The sequence below is a fragment of the Glutamicibacter sp. genome, from assembly GCF_035257265.1.
Lineage (GTDB): Bacteria > Actinomycetota > Actinomycetes > Actinomycetales > Micrococcaceae > Glutamicibacter.
The window spans coordinates 1-17171 of the sequence record NZ_DATEXC010000056.1; the positions used below are offsets into that span (position 1 = coordinate 1).

The 17171-nt window shown below is 54.1% G+C and carries 15 protein-coding genes and 1 tRNA gene; 10 read left to right on the forward strand and 6 right to left on the reverse strand.

Going from position 1 to position 17171, the window contains the following annotated elements; all coding sequences use genetic code 11:
* The first annotated feature begins 341 nt into the window (after positions 1–341).
* Positions 342–414: transfer RNA gene (locus VJ369_RS15380), tRNA-Ala, on the forward strand.
* A gap of 143 nt (positions 415–557) precedes the next feature.
* On the opposite strand, the gene VJ369_RS15385 is transcribed toward VJ369_RS15380, so the two are convergent.
* Entirely contained in the window at positions 558–1916 is a 1359-nt protein-coding gene (locus VJ369_RS15385) for a DUF4232 domain-containing protein (protein ID WP_324092923.1), read from the reverse strand.
* Positions 1917–2441: 525 nt separating this feature from the next.
* Here VJ369_RS15385 and VJ369_RS15390 point away from each other — a divergent pair.
* The 4 genes from VJ369_RS15390 (at position 2442) to VJ369_RS15405 (ending at position 5420) form a co-directional block, all read left to right on the forward strand.
* Complete coding sequence (locus VJ369_RS15390; protein WP_324092924.1) at positions 2442–3536, forward strand: magnesium and cobalt transport protein CorA; 1095 nt, start codon at positions 2442–2444, stop codon at positions 3534–3536.
* A gap of 15 nt (positions 3537–3551) precedes the next feature.
* Positions 3552–4178 carry a GyrI-like domain-containing protein gene (locus VJ369_RS15395; protein WP_324092925.1) on the forward strand — a complete coding sequence of 209 codons (627 nt, stop codon included), beginning with the start codon at positions 3552–3554 and terminating at the stop codon, positions 4176–4178.
* A gap of 6 nt (positions 4179–4184) precedes the next feature.
* On the forward strand, positions 4185–4652 hold the full coding sequence (locus VJ369_RS15400) for a protein-tyrosine phosphatase family protein (RefSeq protein WP_324092926.1): 468 nt from the start codon (positions 4185–4187) through the stop codon (positions 4650–4652).
* A gap of 78 nt (positions 4653–4730) precedes the next feature.
* Complete coding sequence (locus tag VJ369_RS15405) at positions 4731–5420, forward strand: DNA alkylation repair protein (protein ID WP_324092927.1); 690 nt, start codon at positions 4731–4733, stop codon at positions 5418–5420.
* Between the two features lie 77 nt (positions 5421–5497).
* Here VJ369_RS15405 and VJ369_RS15410 read toward each other — a convergent pair whose 3' ends face one another.
* From VJ369_RS15410 to VJ369_RS15420, 3 genes are all read right to left on the reverse strand, one after another.
* Positions 5498–6889 carry an amino acid permease gene (locus tag VJ369_RS15410; protein WP_324092928.1) on the reverse strand — a complete coding sequence of 464 codons (1392 nt, stop codon included), beginning with the start codon at positions 6887–6889 and terminating at the stop codon, positions 5498–5500.
* Positions 6886–7953 (reverse strand): histidinol-phosphate transaminase, encoded by a 1068-nt coding sequence (gene hisC, locus VJ369_RS15415; protein ID WP_324092929.1) that lies wholly within the window; start codon positions 7951–7953, stop codon positions 6886–6888. The genes VJ369_RS15410 and hisC overlap by 4 nt, the downstream gene beginning before the upstream one ends.
* Positions 7954–8148: 195 nt before the next feature.
* The gene (locus VJ369_RS15420; protein WP_324092930.1) at positions 8149–8658 is read right to left on the reverse strand and encodes an Lrp/AsnC family transcriptional regulator; all 510 of its coding nucleotides are present in this window, start codon (positions 8656–8658) and stop codon (positions 8149–8151) included.
* 241 nt (positions 8659–8899) lie between these two features.
* Here VJ369_RS15420 and VJ369_RS15425 point away from each other — a divergent pair, with 241 nt between their 5' ends.
* From VJ369_RS15425 to VJ369_RS15440, 4 genes are all read left to right on the forward strand, one after another.
* On the forward strand, positions 8900–9769 hold the full coding sequence (locus VJ369_RS15425; protein WP_324092931.1) for an SDR family NAD(P)-dependent oxidoreductase: 870 nt from the start codon (positions 8900–8902) through the stop codon (positions 9767–9769).
* A 156-nt stretch (positions 9770–9925) separates the two neighbouring features.
* Complete coding sequence (locus tag VJ369_RS15430) at positions 9926–10825, forward strand: VOC family protein (protein ID WP_324092932.1); 900 nt, start codon at positions 9926–9928, stop codon at positions 10823–10825.
* Between the two features lie 80 nt (positions 10826–10905).
* Positions 10906–11874: an epimerase gene (locus tag VJ369_RS15435; RefSeq protein WP_324092933.1), complete on the forward strand. Its 969-nt coding sequence runs from the start codon at positions 10906–10908 to the stop codon at positions 11872–11874.
* Between the two features lie 53 nt (positions 11875–11927).
* Positions 11928–12593, forward strand: coding sequence for a pentapeptide repeat-containing protein (locus VJ369_RS15440; RefSeq protein WP_324092934.1), 666 nt, complete (start codon positions 11928–11930; stop codon positions 12591–12593).
* Position 12594: 1 nt separating this feature from the next.
* Here VJ369_RS15440 and VJ369_RS15445 read toward each other — a convergent pair whose 3' ends face one another.
* On the reverse strand, positions 12595–13530 hold the full coding sequence (locus VJ369_RS15445) for a LysR family transcriptional regulator (protein ID WP_324092935.1): 936 nt from the start codon (positions 13528–13530) through the stop codon (positions 12595–12597).
* Between the two features lie 78 nt (positions 13531–13608).
* Here VJ369_RS15445 and VJ369_RS15450 point away from each other — a divergent pair, with 78 nt between their 5' ends.
* On the forward strand, positions 13609–15348 hold the full coding sequence (locus VJ369_RS15450; protein ID WP_324092936.1) for an FAD-binding protein: 1740 nt from the start codon (positions 13609–13611) through the stop codon (positions 15346–15348).
* Between the two features lie 80 nt (positions 15349–15428).
* Here the strand turns inward: VJ369_RS15450 and VJ369_RS15455 are convergent, their stop codons facing one another.
* Positions 15429–17111, reverse strand: a complete 1683-nt coding sequence (locus VJ369_RS15455) for an ABC-F family ATP-binding cassette domain-containing protein (protein WP_324092937.1) — start codon at positions 17109–17111, stop codon at positions 15429–15431.
* Positions 17112–17171: the final 60 nt, after the last annotated feature.

Genomic DNA, 17171 nt, shown 5'->3' on the forward strand with positions numbered 1-17171 from the left:
CGCTGCATACACGGAAGGATATTCAGAGAGCCGGTCCACAACCATCGCTACGGCGCGGTCACGAACTTCGGCAGGATACTTCTTGGGCATGGTTTCTATCTTTCTCTCGAAAGACAGCGGCATCAAATCAGGGACGGTTCAACACCCTTATCTCCACAAATTAAATTCAAGAGTCCCATCTCGTTACTCACGAGATGGGACTCTTGTGTTCTACCAGGTTTGAGATCCGTGTTTCGAGAGTTTCAATGTCTTGAACTACGCGGCAGAGGACGCACTGTCTGCCTGTGGCATCGGCTGATCCACCGGGATGAAATTTACAGGAGTAAGGTCGAAGATATCGCGGGGCTATAGCTCAGGTGGTAGAGCGCTTCGTTCGCAACGAAGAGGCCAGGGGGCCGATTCCCCTTAGCTCCACTGCCTGCGTTGAGAGGCAAGCTTTTGAATATCTTCAGATACGTTCCCATTACTCTGTTGCGGAACCGGTTAATGGCCTCCCAAATTCGGTCTCCATACCTAGCTGAACTATCCAGCGTAGCCTTAACGAGATCTGGACAAGACTAGTTAGGCTTGCTCCATCCCTCCAAGGCTTGCACCCACGGACTAATGCGAATCTTCGCACCGTCGAGAATATCTAAGGGGGTGTCGGCACCTTCAATTTGTGGCGTTAGCGTGGTCGGTTCCAGTCCCGGCAGTAAAGAGATTTCCAGACGGGTAGTCTCATCGGGATCTTGAGAAGTCGACATGGCGCCCCATTTCATTGTGGTCATTGCCGTTTCTCCTTCTGGAATGACCACTATTTCTGGAGAGATTCCCGGATCTGCTGTGACCGTGACATCCATTTGGGGTTGGTCCTTTTTGTTGAAAAACTCCAGATTCGCCACGCCTTGAACCGCACAAGGTGAATTTGAAATGTTCGTGGCGTAGACCGACAAATATCGGGAACCAACAGCCGCGTCAGGCGCGCTGAGTTCGAACTTCACGTCATCGGTCGTACAGTAATTAGCATTTGGGTCTTGTTTCCATGCCGTGGTTCCCTCAGGTAAAGGTGCGGGCACAGGGATTAATGAATCCGGGAGTGCTTTGCCAATCCACCCCTCAAGGATTTTTGCGTAGCCAGGGGAGGAAACGGAGTACTTCAATGGTTGATTGTGTGGAGGCGTGCGCTGCTCCAGCCATTGTTGAATGGCGCTGGTTTCCACGGTGCTATCAGCAGTGGTGCTGTGAACGGAAAGCACTTGACTGCCGTAAAGGGCTGTCTCGACGTTTGGTAATGCTCCCGCATCGGTAACTAGAGCCACTTTTTCCATATCGATCGTCGGATCGGGGGTATAGCGCACTTTTTGATCCTCGGTTTCCAGACTGACATCGAAACCGTGTTCTTTGGCAAAACTGGCGATCTGTTGCAAGTCGTGTGGATTAGCAGCGACCACGGACGAGTTAGTGACGCGCAATGCCCCAGCATTTCTGAGCATGAAAGCTTGGCGCAATTCGCTCTTTAGATCCTCAAAGGGGGAGACACTCAGCGCATAATATTGACCTGTTGTTGCTTCGGTTTTGATGACCTGTGGTTTTCCGAGCACGTATTGAGAGTAATTTTGTATCCGTACGGTGGGAACCACCGTTCCCTGCAGGATCTCTTCTGCGCGAACCGCAGCTTCGATGGCTGTGCTATCTTGTTGATTTTCTGACAAATTGACAGTCCAAGTGGCGGAGGAGCTACTTCCATCCTTGAGATCAGTAGCCATCGTCTCATAGTCGACTTGTACTAAGGCGATGCCATCTAGGCTCTGGATCTTTTCGAAATTCTCACATATCGGTTGAGGCCCATCGCAAGAATCCCAAGGATTCCAGATGACAAGCCCCACGGCGACAATAAAAAGCGCCGAGACCAGTGCGAGTATTCGAGACTTCTTCACCTCGTTACCGTACCAAAAGTTCAGAGTCAGGCGTCAGTTGGAATACCACTGCGGACGCGGGAGGCCAGAAGTATCAGCATGAAAACGATATTCGTATGCAATGGCCGTTCCTGGTTCTTTACAGTACTAAAGCGCTATGCAGCACTCCTAAACCAGCAGCCGGGTACACTGCGTTGGTGAATTTGAATAGCTACTTATGTCGAAGTCGCAGATCGTCGCGGCAGTCGTAGCACGAACATCGGCGTCGAAGCTAGACCGTATCAGCGCGAAGATTCCTGCAATCGCGTCGTAAAGCAGCGATACCCAAGAAAGCGGACGCGACAAGTGCGGCGGTGAAGCCTCCTGGGAAATATCTGACGCCGGTAAATGTCTACTAACAGCCGAAAAGACGCGTGTAGGGCCGACAATTTCCCCAGTAGCGCTATAACTTAGAGGGATACGATACGTTGAAGCCCGTTTGGTTCACTGGAATGCCGCGGAATTCGCCTACGCCCAAGTTTCGTTGGATTTTGGACAGGAGCCCAGATGAGGGAACCAACCCGCAAAGTATTACACCGCACTAATCGAGCCAAAGATGCTCTGAAGTATGAACATGCGCCTTTTATGGTGAGATTCGTTGAGGACGGTTCAGTGCGAGCAGCGCCAGCTGCTACTTCGCCTACTAACGCATTGGAATACGCTGACAGTGCCGCAGGACGCGTGTCATTGAGCCTATACTCGACGCCAGATGAACAGGATATTCACGAGCTCGCACAAGCCTGGCAATTGCACCCGGTCCTGGTAGATGACTTGATGCATGCGCGGCAAAGACCAAAACTAGAACGCTATGGCAACGTACTGCTCTTAGTGGTGCGCTCGGCACGATACTTAGACGATCTTGAAGAAGTCGAGCTTTCGGAATTTCATATCCTACTTCGACCGGGTTCTATTGCGGTGCTTTGCCAAGACCATCGCTGGATCGATGGCACCCCTGGGCTGGAGCTTGAAACTTCCGTGGCAGACGAATTTGTGGCCCGGGATCGGACATTATTTGCAGATAACAAACTACTGAGCATGGGCGCCGAAGCGGTGCTCTATAGGTTGCTAGATGAGATTGTCGATGGCTACGTGCCCGTCTTGCAAGGCTTGGGAATTGATAAAGAACAGATTGAGCGTCAGGTATTTAGCGGCGATGCAGCGGTCACCGAACGCATCTACCGGTTGAGCCAAGAGATTATCGATATGCAGCACGCGACGGCCTCTTTGCTTGAAGTAGTTCGTTCGCTATCGGATGGCTTCAATAAATATGACGTACCCAATGAGTTGCAAACCTATCTCCAAGACGTCACCGATCACCTGACTCGGGCACATGCGCAGACCGTGGAATATCGTGATGCGCTCTCCCAAATCCTGAATGTGAATTCAACGCTGGTGGCGCAACGTCAAAACGAGGATATGAAAAAAATTTCCGGGTGGGCTGCGATCTTGTTCGCGCCGACCCTGATTGCAGCGATCTATGGAATGAACTTTGACGTGATGCCCGAACTGCACTGGGCTTTGGGTTATCCTGCGGCAGTAATTTTGATGATTGGGTTCGCAGCGACCCTCTATATTGTCTTCCGACGACGTGGCTGGTTCTAAGAAGGGGCGAAACCGATGGCTGAGAAAGTCGACCTGAAGAAAAGTTTGCTCGGGTATCGAGCGAAACACGAAGAGTTCGCACTACTTGAGCTCCCCGAACGCAGATACCTGATGATTGATGGGTGCGGGGATCCGAACACTTCACCAGCCTATGCCCAGGCACTGCAGGCGCTGTATCCGGTGGCCTACAAGCTGAAGTTTTTCAGCAAACGTGAACTTGGCCGTGACTACGTGGTGATGCCCTTAGAAGGGCTCTGGTGGGCGAAGGATATGACCTCCTTCACCGAGCACAGGAACAAGTCCTTGTGGCACTGGACCATGATGATCATGGTTCCTGACTGGGTAGAACAAAGCATGTTTGAAAGTATCAAAGAAGACCTAGGGCAGAAAGATCCGCCGATAGATCTAGCAAAGGTCAGATTCGAAATTTTCGTCGAAGGGCTATGCGTACAAACCCTACATATCGGTCCCTATGATGATGAATCCCAGACACTACGCCGATTGCATCAAGAATTCATTCCTGCACATGCTCTTGAGCTAACTGGGAAACATCACGAAATTTATTTGAGTGATCCACGACGTGTTCCAGCGGAAAAACTCCGGACGATTCTTCGTCAGCCTGTGCAGAGCATAGACGGATAACCCGATATGCAGACGGGTCCCGGGCAGTGGTCCGATGGAACAGCATGGCCGGCAGACGAGCCTGGCCTGGTGCGTCTGCCTGATGGAAGGCAAATTCGAGGTGCCAGCCTAAAACGTAGCAGGGCCTTGAGCGCTCCTGACTTTGGAGTGTATCTTCTAGGCCGGGATCCTCAATATTCGGACCGTGAATACCGGTGGGTCCAATGGCGGGATTTTTCGACACCCACGTCAACTGAATCCGCCGTGGCTGCGCTCCGCGAAGCATATCGGCGGGCCTCGTTTCAACGCGTGGAGGTCTCTTGCCACGGGGGAGTAGGCAGGACCGGAACCGCCTTAGCGGTACTCGCCGTGCTCGGCGGCGTATCGCCAGCAGATGCTGTGACTTGGGTCAGAGAGAACTTTCATCCCAAGGCTGTAGAAACTTTCGGGCAGAGACGTTGGCTGAAACGTCTGCTACCCGTACTTGCACGGTAGATAATTCGCTGAAGTAACAATCACGGCTGCCTAAATGCAGTTGATGATACGAAGCCAGATATCAGGGAAGATAAGACCATGAGCACCGACATTGAACTGAGCCCTTCGAGCAGTGTTGCCGACGTGCAACGGGCGTTGGAATCCTTAGAAGATCCGCGGATCCGCGCCATTAACGAAAAACACGGGGACGACTACGGTGTAAATCTTGGCAAGCTGCGTGCCTTGGCTAAGGCACTGAAAAGTAATCATGAACTCGCCGCCGAGCTGTGGCATACCGACCAAACCGGATGCCAGCTGGTCGCCACTCTCATTTGCAAGCCGCGGCTTTTCACCATTGATGACTTAGAACAGTGGGTCAGGCAGTCGCGAACGCCAAAGGTTCAAGCATGGTTCCTGAACTACGTGGTGAAAAAGAGCAAACATCTTGAAGAGCTTCGCCGTAGGCTCGTGGATGATCAGGACCCAGTGGTCGCGAGTGCAGGATGGGAACTCACGGCCCACCAGGTAGTCAAAGCTCCAGAAAATCTCGACCAATCCACATTGCTTGACATTGTCGAAGCCCAAATGCTTCACGCACCCCAGCGGTTGCAGTGGGCCATGAACAACACACTGGCCCAAATTGGTATCGAGAACGAAGAACTACGCCCCCGTGCTTTGAGCATAGGCGAATCGTTGCAGGTTTTGGCGGACTATCCCACCCCTGCCGGATGCACTTCGCCCTTTGCTCCGATTTGGATCAATGAAATGGTCAAACGTCGATCGGCATGAAATGCGTAGACAAAAACCGGGAAGCCGGCGGAACCAAAAGGTTCCGCCGGCTTCCCGGTTTTAGTTCGGGTAGTCAGTTACCGCTGGTGCTGCGTGGCAGCTCCCAGCTTCAATGCCTTGGAAACTAACCAAAGTGCTGCGGTCAAGCCAAGAGTGAGCAAGAGCTGCGTGCGGGCTACCGCATCGGTCATCGCGATACCCACAATGACAACCATCATCGCAATGGTGGCCAATGATAAGTAGGGGAAGCCCCAGAGCTTCAGCGGCAAGTGCGTTCCGTCGCGTTCTGCACGACGGCGCAGAATGTATTGCGTGAGGGCAATAAAGCACCAGATCACGATGATCGTTGAGCCGACCACGTTGAGCAGAATCGGCATGACCGCATCTGGCCAGATCCAGTTCAGCCCCACGGCAATAAAGGAGAACGCTACCGAGCTGAGCACCGCCTTGGCTGGAACTCCCTTACCGGTGACGTGTGTGACCGCACGCGGAGCCATCTTGCGAGTGCCAAGTGAATACAGCATGCGTGAAGCGCCATAGATGTTCGCATTCATGGCGGAGAGCAGTGCGATAACAACCACGGCACTCATGACTAGTTCAACGCCCGGTACGTTCAGCACGCCTAAGACCGCGGAGAATGGACCGTCGACAATGGCTGGGTTATTCCAAGGAAGTACTGCAACGATCACGATGATCGAACCAAGGTAGAAGAACATAATGCGCATCATCACGGATTTGATGGTCCGCTTGATATTGCCCTGCGGGTCATCGGACTCGGCTGCGGCGATAGAGACTACTTCGGTACCGCCGAAGGAGAAGATCACGATTAACAAGGCTGCCGCGATACCGGTCAAACCGGCTGGTGCGAATCCGCCGTGGGCGGCAAGGTTCGCCAGACCAACTGGCTCGTCGGTAGGAATAATTCCAAGCAGAACTAGTGCGCCGACGGCCAAGAAGGCAACAATCGCGGCGACTTTAATGAACGCAAACCAGAACTCGAACTTTCCGTAGTTTCCTACGCCCAGTAAGTTAGCGCCGGTAAACAGGACCACAAAGCCAAGGACCCAAGCCCATTGCGGGAAGTTGGGGAACCACGCGGCAACAATAGCGGCAGCACCGGTTGCTTCGGCCGCAATGACCACGACGAGCTGGATCCAATAAAGCCAGCCAACGGTACTGCCGGTACTGCTGCCCATTGCCTTATGGGCGAAGGTGCTGAATGCTCCGGAGGAGGGGTCTGCCGCCACCATTTCGGCGAGCATCGACATGATCACGATAACCACGGTGCCGGCGATCAAGTAGGACAGTAGTACGGCTGGGCCAGCGATTGAGATCGCTTGGCCTGAGCCTACGAAGAGCCCAGCACCAATAGCACCGCCAAGGCCCATCATGGAGATCTGACGCTGAGTTAGCCCAGCATGGAGCTTGGGGGCATCCTCACTTTTCCGGATGTCGGTCTTCGTACTCATAGGCTGGTTACCTGTACTTTGTTGTTCAAGGCTGCCAGCACGCGGTCAACGTCGTGGGCATTGCCAGAGGAAATACGCAGACCCTCGCCTGCAAAGGCACGAGCCACGACATTTCCTTCGTTTAAGGTGGCCTCCAACTGTGCAGTGTCTTCACCGGCAGCGACCCACACGAAATTGGCTTGCGAGGGAATCGCTGGATAACCGGCGGCGAGTAGTCCTTCGAGCATGCGATCGCGTTGCTCGACTACTTCTTCGATGCGAACGTTGAGTTCCCCGGCTGCTTCAAGCGAAGCCACGGCTGCGCGTTGAGCAAGGTCGGTGACGCCGAAAGGCACTGCGACCTTGCGCAGGTTCTGTGCAACCCGAAGCGGGCTGATGGCATATCCAATACGCAGTCCGGCTAAGCCGTACGCCTTGGAAAAGGTATGCAAAACTGCAACGTGTGGGTACTTGCGAAAGAGCTTGAGTCCGTCGGCGCGAATATCCGAGCGGTCAAAGTGCACATACGCTTCGTCAATGACTACCAGGATGTTTTCGGGGACTGCCGCCACGAATTCTTCCAATGCCTCAGCGGCAACGACGGTTCCGGTGGGGTTATTTGGGTTGCAGATAAAGATGAGCCGGGTGCGCTCGGTAATCGCAGCGAGCATTGCAGGCAGGTCATGCTTGAACTCGGCGTCTAGCGGAACCTCAACTGGTACGGCTCCAGCGATACGAACCAGCGAGGGATAAGCCTCAAATGAGCGCCAGGCGAACATCACCTCGTCACCTTCGCCTGCCACAGCATGAATGAGCTGGGAGGCCACTTCAACGGAACCTGCCCCTAATGAAATCTGCTCCGGATTCAAGTCGTACTCTTTAGCTAACGCGCCAATGAGTTCTGGAGCGGCCATGTTTGGGTAGCGATGGATGTTCTCTAAACCCTGCGCGATGCTTTGAATCACCGAAGGTAGCGGCGCGTGCGGCGATTCATTGGACGAGAGCTTCGAGGCACCCGGCGCAGCAGATTTCCCTTGGCGGTAGGCCGGAACTGCGGCGAGGGAGGGGCGTTGATTGATGTTCATTGATTCCTCTCTAAAAGTCATGAATCGCCGTAGGCAAAACGGTGAAGTGCGGTCTGCCGAGCATTTGATACCCAGGACACAAACCCAGGTGAAGCGAGTCACAAGAAAAGACTGTAGGTGCGAGTGCGTGCGCCGCGCAATCAGGTCGCAAAAGGCTATGCATGCTGTATACCGATTGGGCCGTAGCTGCAGAATTTACTGATCGATTTGTATAGTCTTCTCATCGGGTGGCGAATTTTTTGCATAGGCTTTAACCAATGGAAGGGTTCGTCCTTGAAAATGCTCACGGAGCGCCAGTGATGATGAGGTGCGGGCCACCCCGGGTACCTGATTGATCCGGTCGAAAATTGCTTGAAGGTCGCCGGCGTTTCTTGCCACGACCCGCAACTGCAGATCGGAGGTTCCGGTGACCGTATACATGTCCACAATTTCGGGGATGGAATCGGCTAATCCTGTGGCTACTGGTTCATGACCAAATTTTTGGATGATTTCCACCGAGCAGAAGGCGACCAATTGATAATCGAATCCGGCAGGTTGTACTTGCGGAACGATTGCCTTGATCACCCCGCCTTCGTGTAAGCGTGCCAAGCGGCTAGTCACCGTGCCACGAGCCACGCTAAGGCGCCTGGCGCATTCCATCACGGGCAGCATGGGGGATTCGGTGAGGAGCTCGATTAAGTCGGCGTCGAGGCGGTCGATATGCACTGCGTAAGTCCTCTGCTGGAGGTAAACATCGGATGCGGTGGTCAAGGTGGTCGAAGCTATGGGCCACCGCGCACCACTGTTCAAGAGTATCGCGAACAACTTGAGGCGCTGGGGATCAAATTATGGCAGGGCACCATGGACTAGGGGATCGACGCGCTCTCACCCTTCGCGGTGTAACGCGCCTCACGTTGTAGGGTAAGTTTCACTTGGCCATTGTCGGCTTAAATACGGGAGGAAACCGATGAGCAAGAGCGCACGATTAGAATCAGTGGCAGGTCTGACGGTTCTGGTTACCGGAGCAGCCCAAGGACTGGGCGCGCTATTTGCCCGTATGGCCTGTCTGGAAGGTGCTCAGCGTCTGATCCTTTGGGATATCAGCAGTGAGCAACTCAGTGCGCGTGCCGAAGAGCTCATGGAGTTAAACCCTGCATGCAAGATTCAGACCCAGGTCGTAGACCTGCGTAATCAGTCGGCAATCACGGCCGCTGCAGACCAGGTTCTAGCCGGTGGAAGCGTCGACGTGCTGGTGAATAATGCCGGTGTGGTCACCGGCACGAACTTTGCAAAACATCGTACGGCGCAAATTACGGACACCATGGCGGTCAATTCCCTCGCCCCGATGTATTTAACTCATGCACTGCTAGAACAGATGGGCAGGCAGGGGCGCACAGGCCGAGTTCTGACAATTGCCTCAGCGGCCGCGTTGGTATCCAATCCGAATATGAGTGTATATGCAGCTTCTAAAGCCGCGGCCATGAGTTGGAGTGACTCGCTGCGTTTGGAACTCGAGCAAGAAACCGAACGGAACATTAAAGTGACCACTTTTTGTCCCACTTATGTTTCCACCGGGATGTTCGCCGGGGCGAAAAGCATGTTGCTGACTCCCATCATGGAACCTGAGCAAGTAACAACTAAGGCCTGGAACGCGATGCTTCGTGGAACACCGTTGGTATTGATGCCCTGGACCAGCAAGCTTGGGCAAGCTTTGCGTGGTATTTTGCCGCGCGCAGCTTGGGATCTGGTAGCAGGCAAGGTCTTCAGAATCTATGGATCCATGAACGAGTTCACCGGTCATCAAAGCCCATCTGAAGTAGACGAAACAGTGTCCTAACGAAGGACTTCGCTAGCACCATATTTACTGCCAACCTATTTACCTCAAGGTTCAGCCGGAGTAGCGTAACTGAGGTAACCGGGGCGTAGCTTCTGACCCTCCAGGAGCTGTTGCGCAGACATCGTAGCCAGTTTTTAGTTTCAGGAGTGAGTGAGCGTGCAAAAGTTCATCCCCAATCTATGGTTTGCCGGAAATGCCGAAGAAGGCGGGCAGTTTTATAGCTCGGTCTTCCCGGATACCTCCTCTGCAGTGGAATCTCGTTATCCCACCGAGGGACTTCTCGATTTTCAGGAGCCTTTAGCCGGTCAACCATTGACCGTGACGGTGAATATTGCTGGGACTCAACTCACCTTGGTGAACGCCGGCAATGACTTTACTCCCAACCCATCAATTTCATTTATGCTCAGCTTTGACCCGGAAAACTATCGGGGCTCCGCAGAAGCTGCAGGTAAAGCCCTCACCACAACATGGGACCAGCTTCGAGAAGGTGGAAGTGTTTTGATGGCGTTGGATAACTATCCATTCAGTGAACTGTATGGGTGGGTGCAGGACCGTTATGGGATTAGCTGGCAACTGTTGCAAACGCAATCCGGACAGAGCGAGTCATTCGTGACTCCTTCGCTGATGTTTGGCGGAGCCGCTCAGAACAAGGCAGTACCGGCGGTTGATTTTTATGTTGACGTTTTTTCTGATGCGCAGCTCGGTAGCCGGTTCCCGTATCCTGAGGCCACCGAAGTCACCACGGCCGGCGCCGTAATGTTTAGTGACTTCAAAATGGCGGGACAAAACTTTGCCGCCATGGATTCGGCCGTCGAACAACCTTTCAGCTTTACCCCAGGCATATCCATTGAGGTTCAATGCGAAGATCAAGCCGAAATCGACAGGCTCTGGACGGCGCTGTCGGCGGTACCCGAAGCCGAACAATGTGGTTGGCTGCAAGATCAATACGGAGTGAGCTGGCAGATAGTTCCACGTAACATGGGCGAGCTCATGTCTCGTCCCGGAGCCTTCGAAAACATGCTTAAAATGAAGAAATTAGTGATCGCAGATTTCTAGTGTTTGAGTCATCATCGGTACCGGTGATGATGTGACACCAAGCTGCGGTTCAAGCTGAAGTGCGTGAACGGAGAACACAGGTGTCAGCACGGCGCGCAGTACTCGCCGGGGCGTCCGGATTTATCGGGGAACGTCTGCGAAGTGGCCTATCAGCCCAAGGTTACGAGTTGTCGATTATTGGACGCCGTGGACCCATCCGTTGGGATGAGCCCAGAGCCGTGGAGCACGCCGTCAACGGTGCGGAGCTACTGATTAACTTGGCTGGAAAGAACGTGGGTTGCCGCTATACCGACAAAGCGCGCAATGAAATCCTAAATTCACGGGTCCAGACAACCCGAATATTGCACGATGCGGTTTCCAAAGCCACGAAACCACCAAAATTATGGCTGAACGCCTCCACTGCGACCATTTATCGTCACGCCATGGACCAACCCAATACTGAAAGCACCGGGCGACTCGGTGACGGATTCTCCGTGGATGTCGCCAGGAACTGGGAGCGGGAGTTTTTGCGCGGCGAGTTTCCGAATACTCGGCGAGTGGCTCTTCGCATGGCGATTGTGCTCGGTGATGGACCGGCATCGCGAAAACTCATGTCGCTAGCTAGATGGGCAGTGGGCGGTCCGCATATTGACGGTTGGTGGCCATCGCATACGCGGTACCGGGGCATAGGACCTGACCCCACCGGACCTCAACGAAGCAGTTTTTACCGCACTCAGGGCCGGCAACGGTTTAGCTGGATTCACCTTGAGGATGTGATCGGGGCGATTGGGCACATTCAAGATCATCCAGAAATTTCCGGCCCAGTAAATCTCTGCTCGCCTCAACCAGTGACTAATACCGAACTTATGGCGGGCTTGCGACGAGTCGCTGGCCGAAGCTTCGGCTTACCCGCGTATCGTTGGATGCTTGAACCTGCGATGTTCTTGCTCCGGGTTGAACCGGAAATGCTGTTGAAGTCTCGGTGGGTACTGCCCGAAGTCCTTTTAGAGTCGGGCTATAAATTTAGCTGGCCGGAGCTATATCCAGCGCTAGTAGACATCGCAGACTAAAGGACGTGCATCGTTGGTGAACCCCACAGTGTGCTTGTGAAAGGAACCTAGGCATGGCCCGTGGAAAGACAATCGGGGCTGCCCCGCGTATCAGAGACTTCCAACTACCTGATCTCGAGGTAGGGACGATTGAAGACCTGTTGGGAGGTGGATACGTAGAAGTACTGCATTTCACCGGCTTTGATCAGTCCCTACTAGATTTGACCGATGGCCGGCTCGAAGATTGCCTGTTCTCAGAGATGAACATCGGCGAGCTGTCTATGCGTAATGCGCGGTATATTCAATGCGAATTCAAACAGCTCAGTGCACCGATTCTTGAAGGGGCTGGTGCAACACTCAACGATGTGCGCGTGTCACAAAGCCGTTTCGGATCCGCAGATCTCTCAGACTCTTCGATTGACTCGGTGGTCTTTGAGCACTGCAAATTTGGCTGGGTAAACCTTCGCACGGCTCAACTTCGCGATGTTGTTTTCCGTGATTGCAGCTTTGACGAAATAGATCTTCGACTAGTTAAGGCTCAGCGCGTCAAATTTGAGAATTGCCGTACCGGCGCATTAAATGTTGAACGCGCTGGCCTCAGCTCAGTTGATTTAACTGGCCTTGAAATTGCGCAAGTCCAAGGCATCGAAGGATTACGCGGGGCAATGATCAGTGAACAGCAACTGATGTCACTATCCCACGAGTTTGCCGCTCATCTTGGGATAAAAGTTATGGGCTGAGTTAGCCACCGACCTGCAAACTAGTGATTCGGGCTTGCCGTGAGGCGAGCTGGCTAGCGGTGTGAAGAATGATTTCCTGCATGGCCGCTGCCGCGCGAGTTAAGCTGACGTCCTTGCGATGGGCTAATCCAATGGTTCGCGTCAATCGTGGATTTTGAAGCGCTACAGCGGTCAGCCCTGGGCGATCTACAAGTACCGTGGCCGGAACAATTGCCACCCCTAGCCCGACTTCAACAAAGCGTAGTACCGCATCCATCTCGCCGCCTTCTAGCACCACGTTCGGCATGAGGTTCCGTGAACGATAGGCATCCATGGTGCTTGCTCTCAGGTCGTAACTTTGCGAAAAAACGATCTGCGGTAGTCGTGACAGGATTTTTAGATCAATGGAATCTTTCCCTAGTAGCCGTGGGTTATTGCTGGAGTCGATGACAACTAGCTCTTCGGCCAGTAATGGCAAGCTTTCCAAGCTTTTCTGCGCGACTGCGTGTTCCGAAGTGACGATCAGTGCAAGATCCAGTTGCCCGCCGTCTAGCTCATCTAACAGGTTTTTTGAGCCTGCTTCGCTCAAATGAAGTTCAATGCCAGGGTACCGGCGATGAAAAACGCCAAGTACTTCGGCTACCAGCGACACACACAAAGTAGGCGGAGCGCCCAGACGGATACGGCCTTTGCGCAGACCGGCTAATTCAGCCATTTCCAAGCGGACGTTTTCTTCATCTGCAAGCATCCGCCGTGCCAGTGGCAGTAATGCTTCACCGGCCGCTGTCAGCGAGATATTCCCTCGTGCGCGATGGAAGAGTTCAGATCCCAAATCCTGCTCGAGGCTTGCAATCTGACGACTTAGGGATGGTTGCGCCAGGTGCAATTCTTCGGCTGCGCGCGTGAAGTGCCCCACTTCGGCGATAGTAGTGAAGCCACGCAATTGCTCTAGATTCATACTTCATAGCGTACTGCTATCGAAACCATGATAATAATTCATTGGACGCATGATACTTTTGCGCAGAAGCTTGAAAGCATGAACACATACACCAGCAAAGAACAGCAGATTTCGACCACAGTCCTGGTAATCGGCACCGGAGGATCCGGGTTGCGTGCGGCCATCGAATTAGCCGAGCTCGGCGTGGATGTGCTGGCAGTGGGCAAACGTCCGCGAAATGATGCCCACACCTCGCTGGCCGCTGGCGGAATCAACGCCGCTTTAGGCACCATGGATGACGAGGATAGTTGGCAGCAGCACGCGGCTGACACCATCAAGGAAAGTTATTTCCTCGCAGATCCTCGCACCGTGCAAACGGTAGCCCAAGGCGCACAGCGAGGCATCGAAGATCTAGAGCGCTACGGGATGAATTTTGCTAGGGAAGAAGACGGCAGAATTTCTCAGCGATTCTTCGGTGCACATAAATTCCGGCGCACCGCTTTTGCCGGCGATTACACCGGCCTAGAAATCCAGCGCACCCTCATCCGGCGGGCTGAGCAACTCGACATTCCCATCCTGGACACCGTGTACATCACCCGATTGCTGGTCAAAGACAACCAAATTTTCGGCGCCTACGGCTTCGACCTCAACAACGGTACGCGATACCTGATCCATGCAGACTCGGTGATCCTGGCCGCCGGCGGGCACAATCGGATTTGGCGACGCAGCTCATCTCGCCGAGACGAAAATACCGGCGATTCATTCCGTTTGGCCGTTGAAGCCGGCGCCCGCTTACGGGATCCGGAATTGGTCCAATTCCACCCCTCGGGCATCATCGAACCAGAATCGGTGGCCGGAACTCTGATCTCCGAGGCTGCTCGCGGGGAAGGCGGCATCTTGCGCAACGCCTTGGGCGAACGCTTCATGGAAAACTACGATCCGCAACGTATGGAGCTATCCACGCGCGACAGGGTGGCATTGGCTGCCTACACAGAGATCCGCGAGGGCAGAGGAACTGCCAAGGGCGGTGTGTGGCTCGACGTTTCCCATCTGCCACGAGCTGTGATTATGGATCATTTGCCGCGGGTCTACCAAACCATGCTCGAAGAACAAATGCTCGATATTACCCGTGAACCCATCGAAATCGCACCTACCGCGCACTACTCAATGGGCGGGGTCTGGGTTGACCCCTATGATCATTCAAGCGAAGTGGAAGGCTTGTACGCTATTGGCGAGGCTTCCAGTGGACTGCACGGTGCCAACCGGCTAGGAGGAAACTCCTTGATTGAACTCTTAGTCTTTGGACGCATTGTTGGCCAAGCCGCGGCGAAGTACTCGCAGTCCCTCGAATCCCAGCCTCGAAGTCTTGAAGCTATCGATACCGCGCGAGCGGACATTGATGATCTGCTTGCCAGTGACGGAGTGGAAAATGTCCGCGCTTTACAGCGTGCCATCCGCGATCTGATGACTGAGCACGCTGGAGTAGTGCGTGACGAACAAGGCCTGCTCAGCGGTCTGAAAAAACTGGATGACGTGGAAGCGCGCATGGCCAACGTAGGAATACATCCCGATATCGCCGGTTTCCAGGATCTTGCGCACGCATTCGATTTGAAGTCCTCGGCGCTTTCGGCCCGGGCCACTTTGGAAGCTGCCTTGGAACGGCGCGAAACTCGTGGATGCCATAACCGAAGCGACTTCCCAAACATGGATCCAGAATTACAGGTCAATCTTGTTTGGTCAGCGAAATCGGGAATAGTTCGGGAACCCATCGTGGATGTACCAGAGGAAATCGCCGAGCTCATCGAAGAGATTTCCAGCGCCGGCAAACTGGTCGAATGATCGAGCGGATTAAACAGTCGCCCACGAATAGCTGGAAAGCATTCGTGGGCGACTGTTCTGCGGGATCAATTAGTGGTGAACTATCGATCTCGTTCTACACGTTTTTCGTCCCATACTGGAGTATCGGATTCGTAGACCTTGCCGTCCGAGCCGAAGACGAGGAAGCGGTCGAATGATCTCGCAAACCAACGATCGTGTGTCACCGCGAGCACGGTGCCCTCAAATGAGTCGATAGCACGCTCCAGTGCCTCACCAGAGTGCAGGTCCAAGTTATCGGTCGGTTCATCAAGCAACAGTAAGGTGGCTCCTGAGAGCTGCAAGAGCAAAATCTGGAAGCGTGCCTGCTGTCCACCCGAGAGTGACTCAAACTTCTGCTCGGCCTGGCCAGCCAATCCATAACCATCCAACGCCCCCGAGGCTGCCTCACGGGCCATACCTGAACGGTGTTCGTCACCGCGATGCAAGATCTCCAGCAACGTGCGGCCAAAGAGATCAGGCCGGGTATGAGTCTGAGCGAAATAGCCAGGGCGGATGCGAGCGCCCAGTTTGACCGTACCTTCATGGGGTACCTCGGCAAGTTCGACGTCCGAAACGGGAAGGTGTTCGCGTTCCGGATCGGTACCGCCGGCCGCTAAGAGGCGCAGGAAGTGAGATTTTCCTGAACCGTTGGACCCCAGCACACCAACACGGTCACCGAACCAGATTTCATTGCTAAAGGGTTTCATCAAGCCGGTGAGCCCGAGCTTTTCGGCGACGACCGCGCGCTTGGCGGTACGTCCGCCCTTCAACCGCATCTGTACATTTTGTTCCAGAGGGATAGCCTGGGGTGGGCCAGCCTCTAAGAATCTGTCCAACCGTGTTTGCGCCGCATGGTAACGGTTGGCCATGTCGGAGCGGAATGCGGCTTTGGTCTTGTACATGATGACCAATTCCTTGAGCTTAGAATGTTCTTCATCCCAGCGCTTGCGCAGTTCTTCGAAGCGCTCGTTACGTTCCTTACGCGCCTCGACATAGGAACCGAAAGATCCGCCATGAATCCACGCCGTGGCACCTCCATGACCTGGTTCTAAGGTGACGATTCGGGTGGCCGCGTTGTTCAGCAGCTCGCGATCGTGGCTAATGAAGAGAACCGTTTTGGGGGAGCGAGCCATCATCGCTTCAAGCCAACGTTTACCCGGGACGTCGAGGTAGTTGTCAGGCTCGTCGAGGAGCAGCAAGTCGTCGTTGCCTTCAAAGAGGGCTTCCAGGACGAGGCGTTTTTGTTCGCCGCCGGATAAGGTGCGGGCCAAGCGTTCTTCCGCCTTGTCGAAAGGTATGCCAAGCGCTGCCATGCAGACTTTGTCCCACGTGGTTTCGAGTTCGTAACCGCCGGCATCACCCCAGGCAATGATCGCTTCGGCATAGCGCATATGAACTTTTTCATCATCGCTCACCAGCATCTTGGCTTCACAAGCGGAGACCTTGGCAGCGGCAGCGGCTAGCTCCGGGGCGGCCGTTGAAAGTAGTAAATCCTTGACCGTAGATTCATCGCGGACTTGCCCGACGAACTGACGCATGATGCCCATCGAACCTGAGCGGTTGATGGCACCTTCATCGGCCTTCAGATCACCGGAAATGATCTTGATCAAGGTCGTTTTGCCCGTGCCGTTAGGGCCGATTAGCGCGGTCTTTGAACCTGCACTGACCTTGAAGGTGACTCCGCCCAGCAACTGTGTGCCATCGGAGAGGAAGTATTGGATTTCGGTAACGTCAATATGTGCCACCAAGCCATCCTAGCCGTGATTAGCGCTGGGGCTCATTCGAACAATTATTGGTACCGACCG

What these genes read in the sequence shown, in the direction of transcription:
- VJ369_RS15390 (WP_324092924.1), top strand. Translation starts at nt 2,442, where the DNA reads ATGAGGGAACCAACCCGCAAAGTATTACACCGCACTAATCGAGCCAAA.
- VJ369_RS15395 (WP_324092925.1), top strand. Translation starts at nt 3,552, where the DNA reads ATGGCTGAGAAAGTCGACCTGAAGAAAAGTTTGCTCGGGTATCGAGCG.
- VJ369_RS15400 (WP_324092926.1), top strand. Translation starts at nt 4,185, where the DNA reads ATGCAGACGGGTCCCGGGCAGTGGTCCGATGGAACAGCATGGCCGGCA.
- VJ369_RS15405 (WP_324092927.1), top strand. Translation starts at nt 4,731, where the DNA reads ATGAGCACCGACATTGAACTGAGCCCTTCGAGCAGTGTTGCCGACGTG.
- VJ369_RS15410 (WP_324092928.1), bottom strand. Translation starts at nt 6,889, where the DNA reads ATGAGTACGAAGACCGACATCCGGAAAAGTGAGGATGCCCCCAAGCTC.
- hisC (WP_324092929.1), bottom strand. Translation starts at nt 7,953, where the DNA reads ATGAACATCAATCAACGCCCCTCCCTCGCCGCAGTTCCGGCCTACCGC.
- VJ369_RS15425 (WP_324092931.1), top strand. Translation starts at nt 8,900, where the DNA reads ATGAGCAAGAGCGCACGATTAGAATCAGTGGCAGGTCTGACGGTTCTG.
- VJ369_RS15440 (WP_324092934.1), top strand. Translation starts at nt 11,928, where the DNA reads ATGGCCCGTGGAAAGACAATCGGGGCTGCCCCGCGTATCAGAGACTTC.
- VJ369_RS15445 (WP_324092935.1), bottom strand. Translation starts at nt 13,530, where the DNA reads ATGAATCTAGAGCAATTGCGTGGCTTCACTACTATCGCCGAAGTGGGG.
- VJ369_RS15450 (WP_324092936.1), top strand. Translation starts at nt 13,609, where the DNA reads ATGAACACATACACCAGCAAAGAACAGCAGATTTCGACCACAGTCCTG.